19 protein-coding genes are annotated in these 20,304 nt (G+C 32.3%); all 19 read right to left on the bottom strand.

Annotated features, from left to right (window positions below; genetic code table 11):
• The 19 genes from rfbC to D1J36_RS05875 all read right to left on the bottom strand — a co-directional run bounded on the left by rfbC (position 1) and on the right by D1J36_RS05875 (position 20,285).
• Positions 1 to 546 carry a dTDP-4-dehydrorhamnose 3,5-epimerase gene (rfbC, locus tag D1J36_RS05965; RefSeq protein ID WP_154137599.1) on the bottom strand — a complete coding sequence of 182 codons (546 nt, stop codon included), beginning with the start codon at positions 544 to 546 and terminating at the stop codon, positions 1 to 3.
• A gap of 33 nt (positions 547 to 579) precedes the next feature.
• Positions 580 to 1,164: a sugar transferase gene (locus D1J36_RS05960; protein ID WP_154137598.1), complete on the bottom strand. Its 585-nt coding sequence runs from the start codon at positions 1,162 to 1,164 to the stop codon at positions 580 to 582.
• A 78-nt stretch (positions 1,165 to 1,242) separates the two neighbouring features.
• The gene (locus D1J36_RS05955) at positions 1,243 to 2,376 is read right to left on the bottom strand and encodes a DegT/DnrJ/EryC1/StrS family aminotransferase (RefSeq protein WP_154137597.1); all 1,134 of its coding nucleotides are present in this window, start codon (positions 2,374 to 2,376) and stop codon (positions 1,243 to 1,245) included.
• Position 2,377: 1 nt separating this feature from the next.
• Positions 2,378 to 2,980, bottom strand: coding sequence for an acetyltransferase (locus D1J36_RS05950; protein WP_154137596.1), 603 nt, complete (start codon positions 2,978 to 2,980; stop codon positions 2,378 to 2,380).
• Positions 2,977 to 3,585, bottom strand: a complete 609-nt coding sequence (locus tag D1J36_RS05945; protein WP_154137595.1) for a sugar transferase — start codon at positions 3,583 to 3,585, stop codon at positions 2,977 to 2,979. The genes D1J36_RS05950 and D1J36_RS05945 overlap by 4 nt, the downstream gene beginning before the upstream one ends.
• Positions 3,578 to 4,735: a glycosyltransferase family 4 protein gene (locus D1J36_RS05940; RefSeq protein ID WP_154137594.1), complete on the bottom strand. Its 1,158-nt coding sequence runs from the start codon at positions 4,733 to 4,735 to the stop codon at positions 3,578 to 3,580. The genes D1J36_RS05945 and D1J36_RS05940 overlap by 8 nt, the downstream gene beginning before the upstream one ends.
• A gap of 7 nt (positions 4,736 to 4,742) precedes the next feature.
• On the bottom strand, positions 4,743 to 6,632 hold the full coding sequence (gene asnB, locus D1J36_RS05935) for an asparagine synthase (glutamine-hydrolyzing) (RefSeq protein ID WP_013446896.1): 1,890 nt from the start codon (positions 6,630 to 6,632) through the stop codon (positions 4,743 to 4,745).
• A 57-nt stretch (positions 6,633 to 6,689) separates the two neighbouring features.
• Positions 6,690 to 7,736 carry a hypothetical protein gene (locus tag D1J36_RS05930; RefSeq protein WP_154137593.1) on the bottom strand — a complete coding sequence of 349 codons (1,047 nt, stop codon included), beginning with the start codon at positions 7,734 to 7,736 and terminating at the stop codon, positions 6,690 to 6,692.
• The gene (locus D1J36_RS05925; protein ID WP_154137592.1) at positions 7,737 to 8,783 is read right to left on the bottom strand and encodes a glycosyltransferase family 4 protein; all 1,047 of its coding nucleotides are present in this window, start codon (positions 8,781 to 8,783) and stop codon (positions 7,737 to 7,739) included.
• Positions 8,784 to 8,794: 11 nt separating this feature from the next.
• Positions 8,795 to 9,667 (bottom strand): glycosyltransferase family 2 protein, encoded by an 873-nt coding sequence (locus D1J36_RS05920; protein ID WP_154137591.1) that lies wholly within the window; start codon positions 9,665 to 9,667, stop codon positions 8,795 to 8,797.
• Complete coding sequence (locus D1J36_RS05915) at positions 9,664 to 10,695, bottom strand: hypothetical protein (protein WP_252339344.1); 1,032 nt, start codon at positions 10,693 to 10,695, stop codon at positions 9,664 to 9,666. Before D1J36_RS05915 ends, D1J36_RS05920 begins: the two co-directional genes overlap by 4 nt.
• A 133-nt stretch (positions 10,696 to 10,828) precedes the next feature.
• Complete coding sequence (locus D1J36_RS05910; protein WP_237190436.1) at positions 10,829 to 11,839, bottom strand: EpsG family protein; 1,011 nt, start codon at positions 11,837 to 11,839, stop codon at positions 10,829 to 10,831.
• Between the two features lie 176 nt (positions 11,840 to 12,015).
• A complete protein-coding gene (locus D1J36_RS05905; RefSeq protein WP_154137589.1) occupies positions 12,016 to 12,978 on the bottom strand; it encodes a glycosyltransferase family 2 protein in 963 nt (320 codons plus the stop codon).
• Entirely contained in the window at positions 12,957 to 14,312 is a 1,356-nt protein-coding gene (locus D1J36_RS05900) for a lipopolysaccharide biosynthesis protein (RefSeq protein ID WP_252339343.1), read from the bottom strand. Before D1J36_RS05900 ends, D1J36_RS05905 begins: the two co-directional genes overlap by 22 nt.
• 17 nt (positions 14,313 to 14,329) lie before the next feature.
• Entirely contained in the window at positions 14,330 to 15,610 is a 1,281-nt protein-coding gene (locus tag D1J36_RS05895; protein WP_154137588.1) for a nucleotide sugar dehydrogenase, read from the bottom strand.
• A 66-nt stretch (positions 15,611 to 15,676) separates the two neighbouring features.
• The gene (locus tag D1J36_RS05890; protein ID WP_154137587.1) at positions 15,677 to 16,033 is read right to left on the bottom strand and encodes a four helix bundle protein; all 357 of its coding nucleotides are present in this window, start codon (positions 16,031 to 16,033) and stop codon (positions 15,677 to 15,679) included.
• Between the two features lie 61 nt (positions 16,034 to 16,094).
• Complete coding sequence (locus tag D1J36_RS05885) at positions 16,095 to 17,066, bottom strand: SDR family oxidoreductase (protein WP_154137586.1); 972 nt, start codon at positions 17,064 to 17,066, stop codon at positions 16,095 to 16,097.
• Positions 17,067 to 17,077: 11 nt separating this feature from the next.
• Complete coding sequence (locus tag D1J36_RS05880) at positions 17,078 to 19,450, bottom strand: GumC family protein (RefSeq protein WP_154137585.1); 2,373 nt, start codon at positions 19,448 to 19,450, stop codon at positions 17,078 to 17,080.
• 22 nt (positions 19,451 to 19,472) lie between these two features.
• Positions 19,473 to 20,285, bottom strand: coding sequence for a polysaccharide biosynthesis/export family protein (locus D1J36_RS05875; RefSeq protein ID WP_154137584.1), 813 nt, complete (start codon positions 20,283 to 20,285; stop codon positions 19,473 to 19,475).
• Positions 20,286 to 20,304: the final 19 nt, after the last annotated feature.

The following is a 20,304-nucleotide window of genomic DNA, read 5'->3' as shown; positions in this document are numbered from 1 at the left end:
TTAAAAATTCTTTTTAGAAAATGGCAACTGTACTTTATCTTTTTCGGAAAGAATAACATCGGCTTCATTTAACTTCCAGTCTATCGCTAAATCCACATCGTTCCAGAGAACGCCTCCTTCAGACTCTTTGTTGTAAAAATTATCACATTTATAGGCAAAAACTGCAGTTTCACTCAACACCGCAAAGCCGTGAGCAAAACCTCTCGGTACGTAAAACTGTAACTTATTTTCTGCCGTTAATTCCACTCCATACCATTTCCCAAACGAAGGCGAATCTTCTATTAAATCCACCGCCACATCCCAAACTTTTCCTTCTAAGCAAGACACGAGTTTCGCTTGAGCATATTCTCCTTTTTGTAAATGCAACCCCCTAAGAACCCCATAAGACGATTTAGAAATATTATCTTGAACGAAATGCCCGTTCATGCCTGTAAGTTCCTCAAATTTTTTCTCATTAAATTTTTCGTAAAAGTAACCTCTTTCATCTTCAAAAATGGTAGGCTCTATAATATAACAGTCTTTTAATGGTGTTTCTTTTATGTTCATAATCTTGTATATACTGTACAAAAATAAAGTTTTTTACTTATTAAAAAAAATAATAATGGCTTTTAATAAAACTCTAATATCCTCTTTGAATGATACCCTCTCTAAATACTCTAAATTTAGTTTGATTTTGTGCGGAAAAATAACTTCATCATTATATTTGACAGAATCCTTTTTTTGACTTAAAAGGTATTCTTCATTCCTATACTCTAAACTAGCCTCCGATAAAAGCCCCGGTTTTAAAATCAATAATTTTCTATTGTTTCCTTCAAGACAATCATAATACCCTGGCACATCCGGACGAGGACCTATGAAACTCATTTCTCCCTTCAAGATATTGAACAACTGGGGAAGTTCGTCCAATTTGGTTTTTCTTAAAAAAGCTCCGACCTTTGATATTTTACGGGAAACTGGATGAATGGTTTTAAACTTATATATCCTAAATAGCTTGCCATACTGCCCCACTCTATCCTGCACAAAAACCCCGAAAGAATTCGTATCTAAAGATACCAAAATGAACAACATCAAAAGCAAAGGAAATACAACAACAATAACAACACCCGCTAAAATTCTAGCGAGTGTATATTTTATTTTCAGATAGGTGTATTGTTCCCCTTTCATAATGCTCATTTTTCTTTTCCCCAAGTAAGGGATAGAGCAAATAGCCTAACGGTTGGCAATAGTACTAAGGAATACGCCCTAACCTTTCAGTTTATAAACCACTTCTGATATTCTCTGCCTATCCGCATCGGTTAGGTTAGACCCTGAAGGCAAACATAGTCCGTTTTCAAACAACTGCTCCGCTACTTGACCGCCGTAATATGAAGCATCAGCAAAAACAGGTTGCAAATGCATCGGTTTCCATAATGGGCGAGATTCGATATTATCTTCCAAAAATTTCAAGCGTAAATCCTCTCTAGAAAAACCAGCCTTTTGAGCATCAATCACCACCGCTGACAGCCAATGGTTAGAGAAATAATCTTCCGATGGCTCTGTGAACACCTCCACTCCTTCTATATTTTTGAACAAATCAATATAAAACTGATGATTAGCTCTACGCTGGGTAATACGTTCATCTAAAACTTCCATTTGTCCACACCCTATTCCTGCACAAATGTTGCTCATTCTATAATTGTACCCAATTTCTGAATGCTGGTAATGTGGCGCGTTATCTCTCGCCTGAGTAGATAAAAATACGGCTTTCTCCTTCTGCTCTGAAGTCTTGCAAATCAACGCTCCACCTCCCGAGGTTGTAATAATTTTATTTCCATTAAAGCTCAAAATACTCATCTCCCCAAAAGTACCACATTTCTGTCCTTTATAGCTACTTCCTAAAGCCTCTGCCGCATCTTCAATGATGGGAATTTCATATTTAGAAGCAACTGCCATCAGTTCATCCATTTTTGCTGGCATTCCGTAAAGGTGGACCACAATAATGGCTTTCGGCTTTTTACCCTTAGACAGTCTATCTTTGATGGCTTCTTCCAAAGCCAGTGGACACATATTCCAAGTCTCTTTTTCGCTATCAATAAACACAGGTGTAGCTCCTTGATAAGCAATAGGGTTTGCCGATGCCGAAAAAGTCATACTCTGACAAATGACCTCATCTCCCATTTTAACCCCTAAAATAATCAAAGCTAAATGTAATGCAGCGGTACCCGCACTGAGGGCTGCCACATCTACACTTTGTCCCAAATAGGTTTTAATACTTTCTTCAAATTGATTAACATTAGGACCTAATGGAGCTACCCAATTCTCAGCAAATGCCTCATTGATATACTTTTGTTCATTTCCTCCCATGTGTGGAGAGGATAACCATATTTTTGTGTTCATTTTATTCTATATTTTGTATTCTTATCACTCTTGCAGGATTCCCAACTACAGTAGCTCCATCTGGCACATCCTTTATTACAACTGCTCCAGCCCCAATAGTTGCCCATTTACCTATTTTAATACCCTGAATTATAGAAGCTCCTATCCCTACATGAGCTCCCTCACCCACTGTTACATTTCCTGCCAATGCAGCGTTAGGAGAGATATGAACATAATCTTCTAATACACAATCATGTTCAACTACAGCTCCCGTATTTATAATGCAATGTTTACCAATCTTAGCATCTGCATTAACCACTGCTTTAGCCATAACAACCGTCCCTTCACAAACCTTAGATGATTTTGCAACAACAGAAAGAGGGTGTAGAGCTTTTTGGTACTGAAAATTAAACCTTTCAGCTATTTTTTTCCTAATTAAATTATTTCCAATGGCAATTATCGCTTCTAAACCATCCGCTTCTTCAATATTATTTTTAGCTACTGGAACACTAAAAATTTCTTTTAGTTTAGGAGCATCATCATATACTACCTCAACATTTTTTCCATTGAGTTGTAAAATATCCAAAATCACTTTACCATGCCCACTTGCTCCAAATAAAATCATACTTCATTTCCTTTAAATGGTTCTATAGTTGCTTGTCCTTCCTGAGAAATCCCTTCTGAAACAAAAACTTTTTTCACTGTTAGAAACAATACCTTAATATCCAAAGATAGCGATAGGTTACGAACATACCAAACATCGTATTCAAATTTTTGCTGCCACGAGATAGCGTTTCTACCGTTGACTTGAGCCCAACCTGTAATGCCAGGACGCACATTATGTCTTTTTTTCTGTTCCTCATTATATAATGGCAAATACTGTGGTAGTAGAGGTCTTGGACCAACTAAGCTCATATCTCCCTTAATTACATTTAATAGTTGCGGAATTTCATCTAACGATGTTTTTCTAACGAATTTACCTATTGCTGTTAAGCGTTCTGCATCAGACAATAAATTACCATTAGCATCTTTTTTATCATTCATTGTTTTGAACTTAATGATACTAAAAATACGTTCATTTTTCCCAGGTCTTTTCTGAAAAAAGAAAGGCTTCCCTTGGTTTGCAAAAAACAAACCTATTGTAACTAAAATAAAAACAGGACTTAATAGCAAGAAACCAACAAGAGCCAAAGTGAAATCCATAATAGGTTTAAAAAAATCTCTATACATTCTCTCTAATTAGCTTATTATACTCTTTTAATAATTCTTCCCATACAAACTCACGCTGATAACAGCTTACAATCATTTCTCTACTATTTTCTTTTAACCGTAAATACAAATTATCATCATCTATAATGATTTGCATAGCCTTTCGAAGACTTTCTACATCTTTCGATGGAACAATTAACCCATTTTTGTTATTCTCTATAATTTCATTGCATCCATTAATGTTTGACACAATGCTTGGAAGTCCCATAGCTCCTGCCTGCATAACTACATTAGGAAAGCCTTCCCGATAACTTGGAAACACAAGAGCATCAGCAATAGCAAAGTAAGGCCTTACATCTTTTTGAAATCCAACAGCTATAATATTCTTATTCCTTTCAATTTCTTGAATAGTCTCAGTTTTTAAAGGATCTAAGTCTCTTTCTTCTGCTCCTACTAAAAGTAATTTAATATTTTGTTTCTGTATTTGTTTAAAAGCTTTTATTAACTCATTAATCCCTTTATCACCAACTAATCTACCTACAAAAATGTAAACAAAATCAGTATCTTTAATATCCAGTTCTTTCCTTAATTGCTTTTTCAATTCCTCACTTATTTGTTTGGGAGAAAAATGAGTGGTATTGATACCGTTTGAAGAACCATTCGCTATAATACTCAATTTATCTATTGAAGTATATTTTTGCTCCACAATAAAATCATACAACCCCTTAGAATTCGGATACACTTTGGTAGCACAAGCATAAGTCAATTTTTCTACAAAATCCAATAATTTACGCTTACCTCCTTTGGCTTCCATCAGAGGTAGACCCGCCACTGTATGTAAACGAATAGGAACTCCTGCTAATTTAGATGCCAACATCCCAATCAACCCTGCTTTTGGTGTATGTGTATGAACGATACAAGGCTTCTCTCTCCTAAACAAGAGCCACATTTTCCAAAGTGATTTTAAATCTTGAAAAGGCGTTATTTTTCTTGACATCTCAACTGCGGAAACACATACTTCCTCTTCCTCCTCTACCAACTGAAGTTCTTTTCCGAAAGATGAAATACCCCAAACATCAAAATGGTCAGACATATACCTCAGTTGTCCTCTCAGCAAAGCATAAAGAGAAATAGGAACTGTGGTTACTCTAAATAATTTTCTTTTCTGCATACTTAATTTACTCTAAATGCATATTAAAATACCACTTCTGAAAGCAGTAAAGCGTCCAAACACGGAATGTATTATCTTCTATTTCATTTAAATGATTGTAAACCAATTTTTGGATTTCTAGAACATTAAAAAGACCTTGTTTCTCCAATTTTTCTGTTACTACGTAAGACATTAATTCCTCTTTAAGTGTAGATTTTAACCAATCCCCAACAGGTACTCCAAAACCTTTCTTTGATTTCTCTAAAAAACCTTCTGGAAATTTATCCTCAAAAGCCTTCTTTAGTATATACTTTTTATTATTCCCATTAAGCAAATAATGCTCTGGAAGAGTGTGAGAATAATCCCAAAGTTTTTTATTTAAAAAGGGCGCCCTACATTCCAACGAAGTCAACATACTTGTCCGATCCACTTTTACAATCATATCTCCTTCCAAACTTATCATTCTATCCACATTACGAAAATCGTTAAGTGTTTTAGGATTAGGTATTCTCTCTTTGTAAAGACTCAAAGCATCTTTTACTAACCATTCTTTCCTAAGAAAACGTGATAGTTCAGGCTCTTGAAAACCTAACTTAACCATATTATAGTAAAACTCTCCCCCGTAGTCAATGGCATTAACTGCTTTTCGCACTTTAAATTTCAATCCCCGCTGATCCTCTTTTTGTTTAGTTAAAAAGTCTGACACTTTTTTTATCGTACAATGCAAAGCCTTTGGCACTATTTGCGTATATCTTTCATTTATTTTTCCTATAAGATATTTGTTATATCCTCCAAAGACTTCATCTCCTCCATCTCCTGTCAGAGCTACTTTTACATATTCACTAGTTTTTTTTGCCACAAAAAAACTAGGCAATGCAGAAGAGTCAGCAAACGGCTCGTCAAAATTCTGTAGTACAGAAGTTATTTCGTCTTCTAAATCTTGTTCTTTAAGTATAAATTGATGATGTGTAGAGCCTATCTGCTTAGCTACAATTTTTGATTTATCCGACTCGTCAAACGATTTTTTATCATAGCCAATAGAAAAAGTATTAATCTTTTGCCCCATTTCTTCAGCTAAACAAACCGTTACAATAGAAGAATCTACTCCACCAGACAAAAAAGTACCTATGGGAACATCAGAAATACTTCTAGAAAGAACACTTTCCTTTACCAAATCCCTCAATTCCTTCTTAGCATCATCAAATGAAATCTCTCTCTTATCAAATTTACCTTCAATATGTATTTTTTCTAATCTAAATTCATTCGCAACCAAATCATACTCTATAAAGTGATTGGGTTCTAACTTATAGACTCCCTCATAAATTGTAAAAGGTGCGGGTATATAAGTCAACTGAAAGTAAAGATTTAATCCTTCTTTAGAAATAACTCGTTCTTCTTCTGAAACCGACATTAAAGATTTTAACTCCGAACACCAAATAAGTCCTCCCTTTGAATTCTGATAATATAGGGGTTTCTCCCCAAAGAAGTCCCTTGCTATAAATACTTTATTAATAGACTTATCATAAATAGAGAAAGCAAACATTCCGTCTAACATTTTGAATGCCTCTTTCCCATAAACTTCATATAACCTTAGTATAACTTCGGTGTCAGAATTGGTTTTAAAGGTTTTTCCTACGGATAAAAGCTGCTTTCTTAAACTTTGATAATTATAAATTTCACCATTAAAAACGATAACCTTAGTTCCATCCTCTGAAAAAATAGGTTGCTTACCACTAGACAAGTCAATAATAGAAAGCCTACGCATAGCAAACCCTATAACATTTTGCTCTTTTTGCTCTACAAAGAACCCATCTTCATCTGGTCCACGATGAAAAATTCTTTGGTTCATTATTTCCAGCTTCTTTATCGCTGAGTCAGAATTTATATCTTTTAAAATAAGTCCATTAATACCACACATCGATATTTTTTTTCAAAATTACAACTATTATCTTAATAATTAAAAAATTATATAATACTACTGCACTGGTTTGGAAGATTTAGAATACAAGATTACCCCAATGAAAATAAATGGTAAAATCATTACTTTCATTCTATTAGCTAATCCCAAATTATATATGTATACTGATATAATAATCCAAATAGCTACTCCAAGCGTTATGAATAAATTATTTTTCCGTTTTGCTCTAACAATATAAAAACCTAATATAAAAACTGTGTAAATGAGAAGTATTAGATTTTCCATGGACGCTAATTTCTGTGTGTAGCCTTTTGCATCAAAAAATAATGGGCGATACATTAGCATTAAAAAACGTTCGTAAAAATAGGTTTCACCTAATCTGATAGGACTATGCCCCAAGCCATTACGCAGAAAGTTAAATTGTCCAAAACTGGTTACAAATTCCAATAAATTTTGAAGTGGAGATATCTTGAAGTGAAAAAAAATCAAAGCACAAAATATCAACATGAATACAAATATTAGAAGTAAAATTTTTTGTTTTGTACTGAGATAATAATAATATCTACGGTGATAAAACAGAGTTACAATTAGAATAACTATTGCTATATGTGGGCGAATAAACATGAGGGCTAGAAATAAAAACTGTAACCTAAATTTTTCTTTTTTTATTGAAAAAACTAAACCACAAATGAGAAAGAAGAAAACAGAATCTTTACTGATAAAACAAGTCCAATAATGTATAGATGGCAATAAAAATAAAAGTAATACGCTCAAGTATGATAAAGAATTATTACAAGTTTCCTCTTTGACTACGAGATATAAAAAATAATATCCTGCTAGAGAAATAAATGAGAAAAAAAGGGTCAAAACTTCGTAAGTTATGCCAAATTTTACAGGGATTGAGAGAGCAGCTGCTAAAATTGTAATCCCCCAGTCTCCTCCTTTTTGAAATTCACCTCCTGCTAACTTAAAAATTCTATGTGAATCTAAATGCCCAAAATTATCAGGACTATTTAAAACTAAGCCTAATATTATTAAATGGAGTAAAATACAACATCCAAAAACAATCTTATAAAAACTTTCTCCCTTTACTTCTGTTTGCATCTAAAGTTTACTTTTTATCATATCTGCATACCTCTCCCCCCATATTTGATATGAATAGTATTCCTCAACACGCAATCTACCCTTAACTCCCATTTCTTCAGCAATTAATGGATTTTCAAGCAAGAATCTAAGGTGCTTTTTCCATTCAAGCAAATCGTTAGCTATAAAACCACAATCTTGAGTTATAACTTCCTCATTTGCTGGCAATTTAGAGGCCACTACAGGAATACCACTAGCCAAATATTGTATCAATTTAAAGCCACACTTCCCTTTCTCCCATTCGGTTTCTTCTAAAGGCATAATCCCAATTGTACTCTCTGCTAAAAGTCGATTTTCGGATTCTGCACTCCAAGAAATATATTCAACATTTATACGAGAATCTAGCTTAATTTCCCCTCCTATAATTCTTAAAACAAAATCTATATCGCTTGACAACTCAACAAAAACAGGCTCAAGCAATTTTAAATATTTCACAGTAGATGGTGAGCCTATCCAAACTATTGTCTTCGTTTTTGAAATTATATTATGAATCGGATATTTATCTAAATCAATCACCGTAGGCAAATAAATTAAATTCCCCTCCTTAAACTTAGTAAAGTACCACCTATTTCCAACAGTAGTAAATTTAGAGTGTTTAACCAACCCAGATATTTTGTTTCCTAAAATTTTATTTTTAAGTCTAGAAGATTGATAAGATGCTGCGACATGATCATCAAAATCTAATGCATAAGGTTTATGATTTAGAAAAAGCTTTTCTAGCCATAAAGGCAAAAAAGGAAACATATCCTTTTCAATAATAAAAGCATCATACCGTCTATAATTTTTTAAAAGAAATATTATACGTTTTAAGACAGCTAATAATTGTAAAAAAAATAAATAAAAACTTCTATTATTATATATTTTTTTGATATAATCGTCGTCAAAAAGTGGCTTAAACTCTATATCTAAACCTACCTTTTGAAAATATGGATAATAATTATAAAAACGGTATCTAGAGCTTGGACCCGCTACACCATATTTGGACAAGAGAAGTATCTTTTTTTTCATTCAACGCAGTATTAATTATTCAACCATAGTAATACTTTTTCTTTCATTCTAAGTGGAATATTATTAGAATACATTAACTTCCATTTAGACCACCTAGATTTTTCATTATTCACTATATCAAAATACAGTTTAAATCTACTTTTTTTATCTGGATATAGATTGACAAGAATCTCTATCAATTTCTTATCTGGTTCCAAATAAAATTTTTGTTTTAGATTAAGTCGTTTCAACTTATCTATGAATGTATTACTTCCAATAAGATTTGCACCATGCTGCCTATACCACATTGTAGGTTGTGGTATATAAACTCTTTCTCCAAATAATTCTGCCATAAAATGAATATACCTATCATGGATATAAATATTATTTGGGAATGGTAAAATCTTATTTTTTAAAGACTTATTAATCATGGACGAAGCTCCCTGTACAAAGTAGTGAAAATAAGAGTTTTCTATTCTTTTATTAGAGGCAGGATTATCATCTAAAAACAACCCTCTTTCATTTAAATCGCCATCGGTTACCATACAGTTTGAGTGTAATAAGGTAGGTGTATCTGTAGGTTTATAATAGCTGAGAAATGTTTTAATTTTATCCTCATACCAAACATCATCTTGATCTGCAAGAAAAATTAAATCCCCACTACATTTTGTTAATAGATACTCTACATTTTTGACGAGCCCAAGGTTATTATTTAAATCTTGATATAGAATAACATTCGGATATTTATTAGAAAAACTCTTGATAATATTTACCGTATCATCCTTACTCCCATCATCTCTGAGATGTATAGTAATATTTTCATAAGGCTGTTGTAATATACTTTCAATTTGCTGAGCTATATGTTCAGACCCATTGTAAGTAGGAATAATAACATCTATTTTCATTTTACATCAATCTTAAGATTTTCACCCAAATTTTTCATTTGAGACTGAAGCATAAAAACATCCTTTTTCGTAGATTTAAAATTAACTTTAATATTTGTGTTTTTATTTTCATCATAGGAGAGAAATTCAGCTCTAGAAAGCCCCCTAAATTGGAAATCTTCAATATTAATTTTCCCTTTTGGTTGCTGTATGTTACTATTATCACTAGCAAATCTTAAGCTTATCCCAAAATAACCTGTATCTACCTTTATGTTTTTGATATTTATCTGTCCAATATCATAGGTTTTACCTGATAAATTTTCTAAAACAGCTAAAAAACCATGTGTTTCGTTGTTAAATAAAACAAGATTTTTAAAATTTAAATTATAAATAACATCTGTATTCTTGTCTGGCTCTATATCAATACCTGCGTGAGGTGGTGTTCCAGATGTATTAGCTGCACAAAATTTATCAACTAACAAGTTCTGTGCTGTAATAATAGACATCCCATTTCTACGATTATTATTAACATGAGATTTAACTACTTTAATACTATCATTTAATACGCTACCGGTTACAGGAGAAATTCCTAAGTATATGCCATCTCCCCAACAATCATTAACCCTAGCTCCATAGACAAGGATATTTTTAGCTCCCCTTATAGATATTCCCATACCCCATTCTCCTCCATTTCCTAAATGAGTTTTTCGATCTCCTATAATGTTTGGAAAGTAAATTGAAACATTTTCTGCATCATGAATTCTTAAAATTTCATACTGCCCCTTATCACTAGCCTTTAAAATTAATTTAGAATTAGGATTAAAATAGATTTTCCTATTAGAAGGTATAGACAATCCTCTATCATTTATCAAAATTGGAAAATTTGGAAAAATAACATGACTATACTTATCAATAGCATTTTGTATTTGTTCTGTATAATCTACATCTCCTCTTGTTGAATAATTTTTAGGGAGTGCTCTAACCAAATTATACGGATTTAATATAGTTTTTCTTACACTGTCTCTTTCTGCTCTAGATATAAATACCATTTCCTCATAATTTTTGGGAAGATACTTATATGTGAATTTCTGACAGCTACTGAGAGAAACAGTGCAAAATATTACCAAAATTGTATACAGATTAGATTTTAACATAAGTAGTTTAAATTTGAGGTAAAAAATGTTATCTAAATATTAAATTGCTATTAAATGTTTTCTCAATTACATCAAAGTACTCTCCTTCATTCAATGATAAAAATATTAAATAAAAACTAACTCCTCCCCATAAATACAACATAAATTTCATTAAGAACACTCTTAATTTATCTTGCTTTGTTTCCCGTCTATAAAAAAATATTACGGACAAGTAGATATAGGATAGTAAGCTTAAATTCATAGTTATCCTAGAAAAATCTCTTATAAAATATTGTGCTAAGATAAGGTAGTTTGCGTATTGTACCAATTGAATAAATATTGGGAGGTATTTCTTATAAGACTCATTCACTCTACTTTCCCATAGATAAAACTTATTATAATAATGCCATAGTATAAAATTATTGATAATAAAAAAAGGTATAAAAAGAGCAATAGTCCCTAAATAAGTAGAAGTAGCCTCCAAATAATCACTATATTTAGGATTAATAGCTGTAACCAATGGCTCCGCTATAGATTTGGGAACAGCCAGTAGTATCAACATCCCAATAATTATGGCAATATTACTTTTTGAAAGCTTGTTAAAAAAGGAAAATTTTCTTACTAAAAAAAATGGTAATAAAATTAACATAGAAAAATGGCATAATACAGATAAAATATAAAATGCCCAAAAAATTATTTTCCTTTTTTCGTAGTATAAAACAGCAACTAAGAATACTGATATAGCTAAAAAGTTTCTTATTTGAATTATATTTAAAAAATAAGGAACAATAAAAAAAATGGATAATACGAAAGCTGGCGACGGGGTCGTTTTTTTTAGAAAAAACAAAAATAATATTAGAGTTAAAGCTGCATATACTCCTAAAAAATATTGAAAATCTTCATTTATGTAATGGACAAACTCAATCAGTTTGATATGTACCGGTTCTACCGCTAACCTAACATAATCTAAATCTATATTATAAAAATGAATTTCATAATTAAATAAGTCTGGAGTCCAAGTTATAAATGCCTGTATAATAAAAAAAATACTACCACTCATAATCAAGAAAATATTCTTGATTTTCATCCCTCTACAAAAAAACTCCAACACTCCTAAAAAAAATAACAATAATAAATAGTAATAGAACATACCTCTAACTTTAACATTTACTATAGATCAATCTATACAAATTTAGAACTTAATCCTCCAATCATAATATTTTTAACAAAAATCACTTATTTTTTCCTCTTAAAAAGTTCATAGCCCAATCTTACAATTCTCACAGGAATCAAGCATAGTATAAATAAAATCAATATATTAGCATTAGAAAAAGACTTTATATCTCTCTTTCGTTTCTCAAGTTGCTCCATATTAAGCATAGACTTAGCTCGCATAACTATCAGACTTTTATAGCTAAATATTCCCGTATTTAAAGAATGTTGTCTTACAACCTTATCAACATCTTCTAGTCTAAATTTATTAGGGAGATTTATAAGCATATTTTTATAATCATCTATAAAAACACTAAACTGATTGCCAGACCAATAACTTTCTTTTTTCCTATTGCCGTATATTATTTTTTTATTAATCCAATATAATTGAATTTTCTTTTTATAGGCAGCCCAAAATATTAAAGCCAATTGAGGAAAATTTTTAACTAATTGAATATTTATACATTCTGTGAATAAAGCTCTTCTATTGTAAATTATCGCTCCTGACATAGTTAAATGCCATCCTAAATCTAACAGTATGCATTTGGGATCAGTATATATATTATTATTTGGTAGAGGCTCACTACGACTCTCTGCATTAAAACATATAAAATCATAGTCCTCATTTTCTATAATTTCAAATATCATAGAAAATGCTTTCTCTCTTATTATCATAGAGTCCCCTATATACCAAATATAGTCTTCTTTTGGTAGAGACATAGTAAACAAGCAGTTATGATCATGCCCCAAAGAAGGAGTATTTTTATAATAATAGATATTATCATAGTACTCCTTTTTCAAATAATCAACTATCTCTTTTGTATCATTATTTGTGCTATCATCAGATATATAAACTGGTATATTATATCTACTTAGTTCATTTATAATCTTTAAAAGATTCTCCTTCAAAATCTCAGGACGATTGTATGTAGGAATAGCAAGAGCTAACGTTGGTTTGTGACTATCTATATTTTGATTTTGTGCCATTCTGCCTTTTTTGTTTTAAAAACATTATAAACCCATGGGAAACCTATCACTACAACAAAAAAAGTATAGCTTATAACAACCCCATCTACACCATACTTGTTACCAAAAAATAAAGTCCCTCCTCCTGTTAATATACCTAAAACAATAGAATATATTAACAATGGTTCTTTTTTGTGACATCTTAGGTATAATGCTAAAGAGGATACAACTTGATTAAAGAATGTAGCTATAGACAATAGAACAAAAAGATCCATCGATAAAAAGCGGTTAGCGTATGAAATTTTAAAATATCTAAGAAAAGCAACAGCTATAACTACCATGAGTAATCCCACTAAAGTAGCCACTAAAGTTTGTATTAAATTTTTTTTAAAAGCTATATCTAACATTTTATATTCTCTTTTAGCAATAAAACTAGAAAACATAGGAACCTTAGTATTCATCCAACTCATAAAAATTGTTGAAACACCACCTAAGACAGCTATTGTTACTCCCATCTGCCCTGCAACAACAGCTCCACTTGTAGCAAAAACAACAGGGTTGAATAATTGATATACAAAATAACCGCTAATCCAACTCAATGCTATTTTCCATTGAAGAGGGAAGATTTCTCTTTTGTAACTCACACTCCATTCACCTCTTTCTTTCCACAGAGCTAAAAAAATATTCTTATTCTTTGATAAGAAAAATAAGAATGGAAAAATTAAAGATGAAATCATCAAAGATATCGCAACAGAATAAAGTTTACACCCCATCATCAATAATGCAAAAAGTATAAAAAGTTGAACACTCTTCTGTATTAATCTAATCTGAGCCACATACTTAATCAAATTAATTCCTTCCATAAAAGAGAGAAGGGGGGAAAAAAACAAATTAATAGATGTTGCTAATGCAAGTAACATCCATGGAAAAGACCACTGTACCGTACTCTCTCCTCCGTATTTAGAAAAGAATACATTTCCTATAATGAGTAAAAGACAAAAGAGCAATAGGGAAATAATAACATACCACTTTACACAAAACCTAAATAACGACGACAACCTAGACTTATATTGTAAATCTCCTTCTATTTTAAAATCTTTCCCTATTCTAAGATATGCAAATTCATGTGCCACATACTGAGTTACTATACCAGTAAAACCTAATTCAAAAAAAACTTGTATTGCAACTAAACTGGAGAAGGTATAAAAATACCCTTGCTCTATCTTTGATAAATAGTTTGTTATAAAAAATATGGATATTAATCCTCCCCCTCCTTGAATTACCCTACCTAAAACAGTATAAAAAACAGCACCATCTAGACCTATTCGTTCTAATATATTTCTAATTTTTTGCATTCAGGGCTGTTCTTATGTTATAATCTATCATCATAGTACGAAAGAATTCCTTTCACATCGTACACCACTACATTGTCTTTTTTAAGCAGAGATAAATCCAATGTCTTAAATTCTCTATGAGCCACCCCTAAAACTACGGCATCAAACTTTTGAGATGGTAAATCCTTAGTGCTTTCAATACCATACTCATGTTTAACCTCTTCAGGACAAGCCCATGGATCATAGGTTGTTACTTTCACTCCAAAATCTTCTAAAGCTGCAATCACATCTACAATCTTAGTATTACGGACATCAGGACAATTTTCCTTAAAAGTCACCCCCAGCATCAAGACCTCCGCATTATTTACAGGAATATCTTTTTTTATCATCGCTTTTACCACTTGTTCCGCTACATATTTCCCCATAGAATCATTTAAACGACGACCAGCCAAAATAATCTCTGGATGGTAACCATATTCTTGAGCTTTTTGAGCTAAATAGTAAGGATCAACACCAATACAATGCCCTCCTACTAAGCCTGGTTTAAATGGCAAAAAATTCCATTTTGTTCCTGCTGCTTCCAAAACTGCATGAGTGTCAATACCCATGAGACTAAATATTTTTGCCAACTCATTTACAAAAGCTATATTGATATCTCTTTGGGAATTTTCAATCACTTTAGCCGCCTCTGCAACTTTGATTGTCGGAGCCAAGTGAGTCCCTGCAGTAATAACAGATTTATACAACTCATCTACTATTCTACCTATTTCAGAAGTAGAGCCAGATGTAACCTTTAATATTTTTTCTACAGTATGCTCTTTATCACCTGGGTTAATTCGTTCGGGAGAATAGCCTGCATAAAAATCTTCATTAAATCTCAAACCAGATACTCTTTCCAATACAGGAATACAATCTTCCTCGGTTGCTCCAGGATAAACTGTAGATTCATAAATCACAATATCTCCTTTTTTTAATACTTTCCCTACAGTTTCACTAGCTCTTATTAGAGGAGTCAAAACAGGACGATTATTTTTATCCACAGGTGTTGGTACGGTAATGATGTAAACATTAGCATCTTGAATATCATTCAAGTCAGCTGAACAATATAACCCTGTCTTATCAGTCGAAAAAGGATTATCTTTGACCAACACTGCTTGTAAAACATCATCAGCTACTTCTAAAGTGTCATCGTGCCCTTGATTGAGTTTTGCCACACGCTCTTGGTTAATATCAAAGCCTACAACTGGATATTTTGTTGCAAATAACCTTGCCAAAGGCAAACCTACGTATCCTAAACCTATGATTGCTATTTTTTTCATTGTTATTTTATTAATTCTGTAAAACTGTAAAATTGTGAAGTTGTAAAATCATTAAATTACATAAACTCAATCGTTTTTCAACTTATTATATAACTTATTTAGTTGATTAGTAATTAATTCTATTTCTTTTCGCAACTTTAGATACTCTTCTTGTTCAATATACTCTAAATCATTAGCAATAATTAAAAAATTAAGTACCTCTATTGCAGAACCATACGATAAATTCAAAAACCTTGACTTATCCTTATTCGTTTTCCTTGATATTCCTTCAGATATATTTGCACAAATACTCATAGATGCTCTTCTCATCTGAGAAACAATACCAAATTTCTCTTCATTAGGAAAGCGTTCTGTAACTCTGTAAATATTAACTGTAAATTTTCGTGCATTTTGCCAAACTTCTAACTTTTCAAAATAAAACATCCATCAATTCATTTTATAATTCCACAACTTTACAATCTCACAATTTTACAGCTTAACACTTTTACAAATTCTCCCAATACCAATCCACAGCCTCTTTCAAGCCTTCTTCAAAAACATGTGTAGGAGCGTATCCTAAATATCCCTTCGCTTTGTCTATGGAGGCTAAAGAATGAGGTATATCTCCTATTCTATTGGGACCGTGCAAAATTTCAACTTCGCCTATTTTCTCATCGTATTTCGACAAGTATTCTTTCAGTAATTGTGCCATTTGTTTAATGGTTGTCCTATCTCCTACCGCCGTGTTATAAACGGTATTTACAGCTTCTAGATTATCGGTTAACATTGCCAACTCGTTCATCTGAATCACATTATCAATGTAAGTAAAGTCCCTTGAATAAGTACCATCACCATTGATAACTGGCGACTGATGATTTATCAACTGAATCACAAATTTTGGAATAACCGCTGCATAAGCTCCTTTAGGATCTTGTCTTCTACCAAATACATTAAAATATCTCAAGCCTATGCACTCCATACCATAAGTACGACCAAACACATCAGCATAGAGTTCATTAACATACTTGGTAATCGCATAAGGTGACAGTGGCTTTCCAATAACCTCTTCTACCTTAGGCAACGATTTAGAATCCCCATAAGTAGAAGAACTTGCCGCATACACGAAGCGTTTAACTTTAGCATCTCTTGCTGCCACCAACATATTCAAAAATCCCGAAACATTCACCTCATTACTCGTAACGGGGTCTTCAATAGAACGAGGAACAGAACCCAATGCCGCTTGATGCAAAATATAATCCACGCCTTCACAAGCCTTTCTACAGACCTCTAAATCTCTAATATCTCCTTCAAGTAACTCAAAGTTTTCATTTTCTAAAAAGTCCTTTATATTATGTTTATGACCCGTAGAAAAATTATCCAAAACTCTTACTTGATAATTTTTACTCAAAAAGTGTTCTGTAAGGTTCGAGCCAATAAAACCTGCCCCTCCAGTAATTAATATTTTTCTGTTACTCATCTCTCAGGTTTTTAAAATTTATCCTTCAGTTTTTGAAACCATGTTTTTTCATCAGCATGGTAACCATAGCCATATTTATTACCATAACCGAAATTACTTTTACTTACATCATTCAATACAAAACCTACATTCTTAATTCTATTAGCATTGATATTTTTATTAGCAAAATCTATCAGTTCTTTATCTGTATACTTAGAGCGTGTTACATAAACTGTTGCATCTGCTAAATCTGCATTAAGGAATGTGTCTGTTACTAACATTAATGGTGCTGTATCTATAATGACATAATCATAGTTAGGTTTAAGTTGTTCCAAAAGCTCCTCATATCTACCGTTGGTTAAGAGCTCTGTTGGATTAGGTGGAATACTACCTGAATAAATCACATCTAAATATGGGTTAAACGAACTTTGATGAATAATACTTTCCAACTTAGTCGTACTATCATACAAGAATTCTGTAAGTCCTGCTAATCCTCTTCTAGATTCATTATATCTCTGCAACTGAGGATTTCTGATATCTGAACCTATAATAATTACCTTTTTACTAGGAGTAGCCAATGTTAATGCTAAGTTAACAGAGGTGAAAGTTTTCCCCTCTCCTTTAATAGTAGAGGTTACCTGAACCACTTTACCCTTAGCTTTCTTAGGAAGCATAAAATTCATATTAGTAATCAAGATACGAAACGCCTCTGCCATTGGTGTTAAGTCATTCAACTGCACAATATCAGATTGACCTTTTTCTATGCTAGGAAGCTCTGCTATGACAGGAGTGTTAGAAATTTGTTCTATATCATGCTTAGTTTTAATCTTATTATCAAGAAGTTCTTTTAAATAAATAAGTAGAAACGGAATAAGCAATCCTACTACTAATGCAACCAAAAGAACTATTATTTTTTTGGGAGCTACAGGCTTATCAGAAGCATACGCATTATCTATCACTCTAGCTTTATTACCTGTAATAGCAAGAGAAATAGCTGTTTCCTCTCTTTTTTGCAGTAATAAAAGATATAATTGTTCTTTTATTTGTTGCTGTCTCTCAATCCCTCTAAACATTTTTTCTATAGCAGGAATCTTTGAAATTTTCCCTGATATTTTATTCTGTTCACCTTGCAACTCATTGCTTCTTATTTGTAAGCCTGAGCGTGTTTTTTGTAAACTTTGTAAAATAGAGCCTCTAAGGTTATTAAGCTGTTTAGAGAGATTTATTACGGCTGGATGTTCAGGAGTAGCAGATTCTAACAATCTATTTCTCTCCAAAACCAATTCGTTATAAGAAGCTATACCAGAAGATGCTGTAGGATTATCTAAACCTATTGCAGAAGGTAAAACTTGGTAAGATGCCTGTTTACTTAAATACGAAATAAGCCCATCTGTAAGTTGTAGTTGTGCATCTATATCAAGTTGCCTAGCTCTAGCTTCTGCAGTACTCTTTAAATCAAGTTCTGCTTCTGCCTGAATATCTGTAATTTTATTTTGAGCTTTAAATTGTTCTTTTTGCGTTTCTACATCTCCTAACTCGTTAGAAATAACCTTAATCCTACTTTCTATAAACTTCATAGTCTCCTCAGACTGTGAGTTTTTATCTCCTATTGCATCAGCATTATAAGCTGTTACCAAATAATTGATAATGTCTTTGGCTTTATCTATATTCTCGGATTTCATAGATAACCCTATAACTGTAACATCCTTATTCACAAGAGCCACATCAAGCTCTTTTTGTAGCTGTGTTACTCTACTATCTCTATCAAGTATAGATATCTCTAACTCATCTATATTACCCGCTTTTTTAGAATCAAAATTTGGGTTTTTACGAATAATAATATTAGCGAATGGTAAACTAATAGTTTTTCCAAGTATAGCACTCACTTCTGAAGAGAGTTCATCCGACAGCAATGTAACCTTATTATTTTCAATAGACAATCTTATTGGTTCTTTGAAAAAAGGCTCATCTTTTTTTTCTGAAACAATATTAACTATAATTGGTGAGGTTTCCCCATAAAGTTCTTTTCTTCTAAATCCATCTTTAGCAGTAATAGAGGTTTGTAAGTTTTTTGCCTCTACTACCGTAGTCATCAGTTTTTTAGATTTAAAAATTTCTATCTCATTATCTATACTGTTAGTACTCATTCCGCCCAAGCCAGATAAATCCTTCAACATATCTGCCTCCATATTTCCACTACTACTTCCTTTAGCATCTTTGATAAGAACAGATGATTCAACTTTATATACAGGAGTAGCAAATTTTAAATAAAAAAATGCTAAGACTAATGCCAAAGCAATTGAAACAACAAACCAAACCCAATTTCTTAAATAAGGTTTAAGAATCTCTCTAATGTTAATTTCATCTCCCTCTCCCATAGACAGATTAGATAGTTTTTTATCCATTGTATAGTTTTTTCTTTTATATTTACTTTTTAATTACTAAAGCTAAAATAGTAACAATCACAGAGGCTACCGATATATATATACCTGTTTGAGGACCAAACATTGCCGCTGATTGTCTCGTTTTATTTGGAGCCACCATTACCACATCATTCTGTTTTAAATGATAATATGGAGAATTAATGAAGTCGGATTTTGTTAAATCTATGTAGGCTTTAGTTCTAACACCGTCTTGCTCACGAACTACAAGCACTCTATCCCTTTTACCGTAAATAGTTAAATCACCAGCTAAACCTAACGCATCTACTATTCTCGTTTTTCCATCAGGAATAATATACTGTCCAGGTCTATTTACCTCTCCCAAAACAGTAACTTTATAGTTAGCATACTTCACGCTTACTGTAGGGTTTACAATATACCTTTTTAATTTACTGGATAACTCTTGTTTTAAATCTTCTAAAGTTTTTCCATTAGTGTCTATTTTTCCTAACACAGGAAAATCTATGTATCCTGTATCATAAACCGTATAGGTAAATCCGTTTATTGGTGCCTGATTTCCCATGGGACTATTCCCTTCTGCAAGGGAATAAGCTCCAAGTTTATTAGAAGGTGTAACTCCCTGGTTAAATGGTGCAACAACAGACATATCCTTTGCCGTTACCAATATAGATATCTCATCGCCACGCTGTATAGTTGTCTGAGAAGCTCTTGTATAAGCATCTTCCGCTTGTTTTTCTATATCTTGCATATACTCTATATCGTTTTTCGTTTTACACGAAAAAATAAAAAGTGATACAAACAACAACGTCAAGTAGTTTCTAGCTTTCATAAATTTCATCTAATTTCGCAAATATACA

It is taken from the genome of Riemerella anatipestifer, assembly GCF_009670965.2.
Classification (GTDB): domain Bacteria; phylum Bacteroidota; class Bacteroidia; order Flavobacteriales; family Weeksellaceae; genus Riemerella; species Riemerella anatipestifer_B.
The sequence above is the reverse complement of the archived record's forward strand: the minus strand, read 5'-3'. Positions and strand labels throughout refer to the sequence as shown.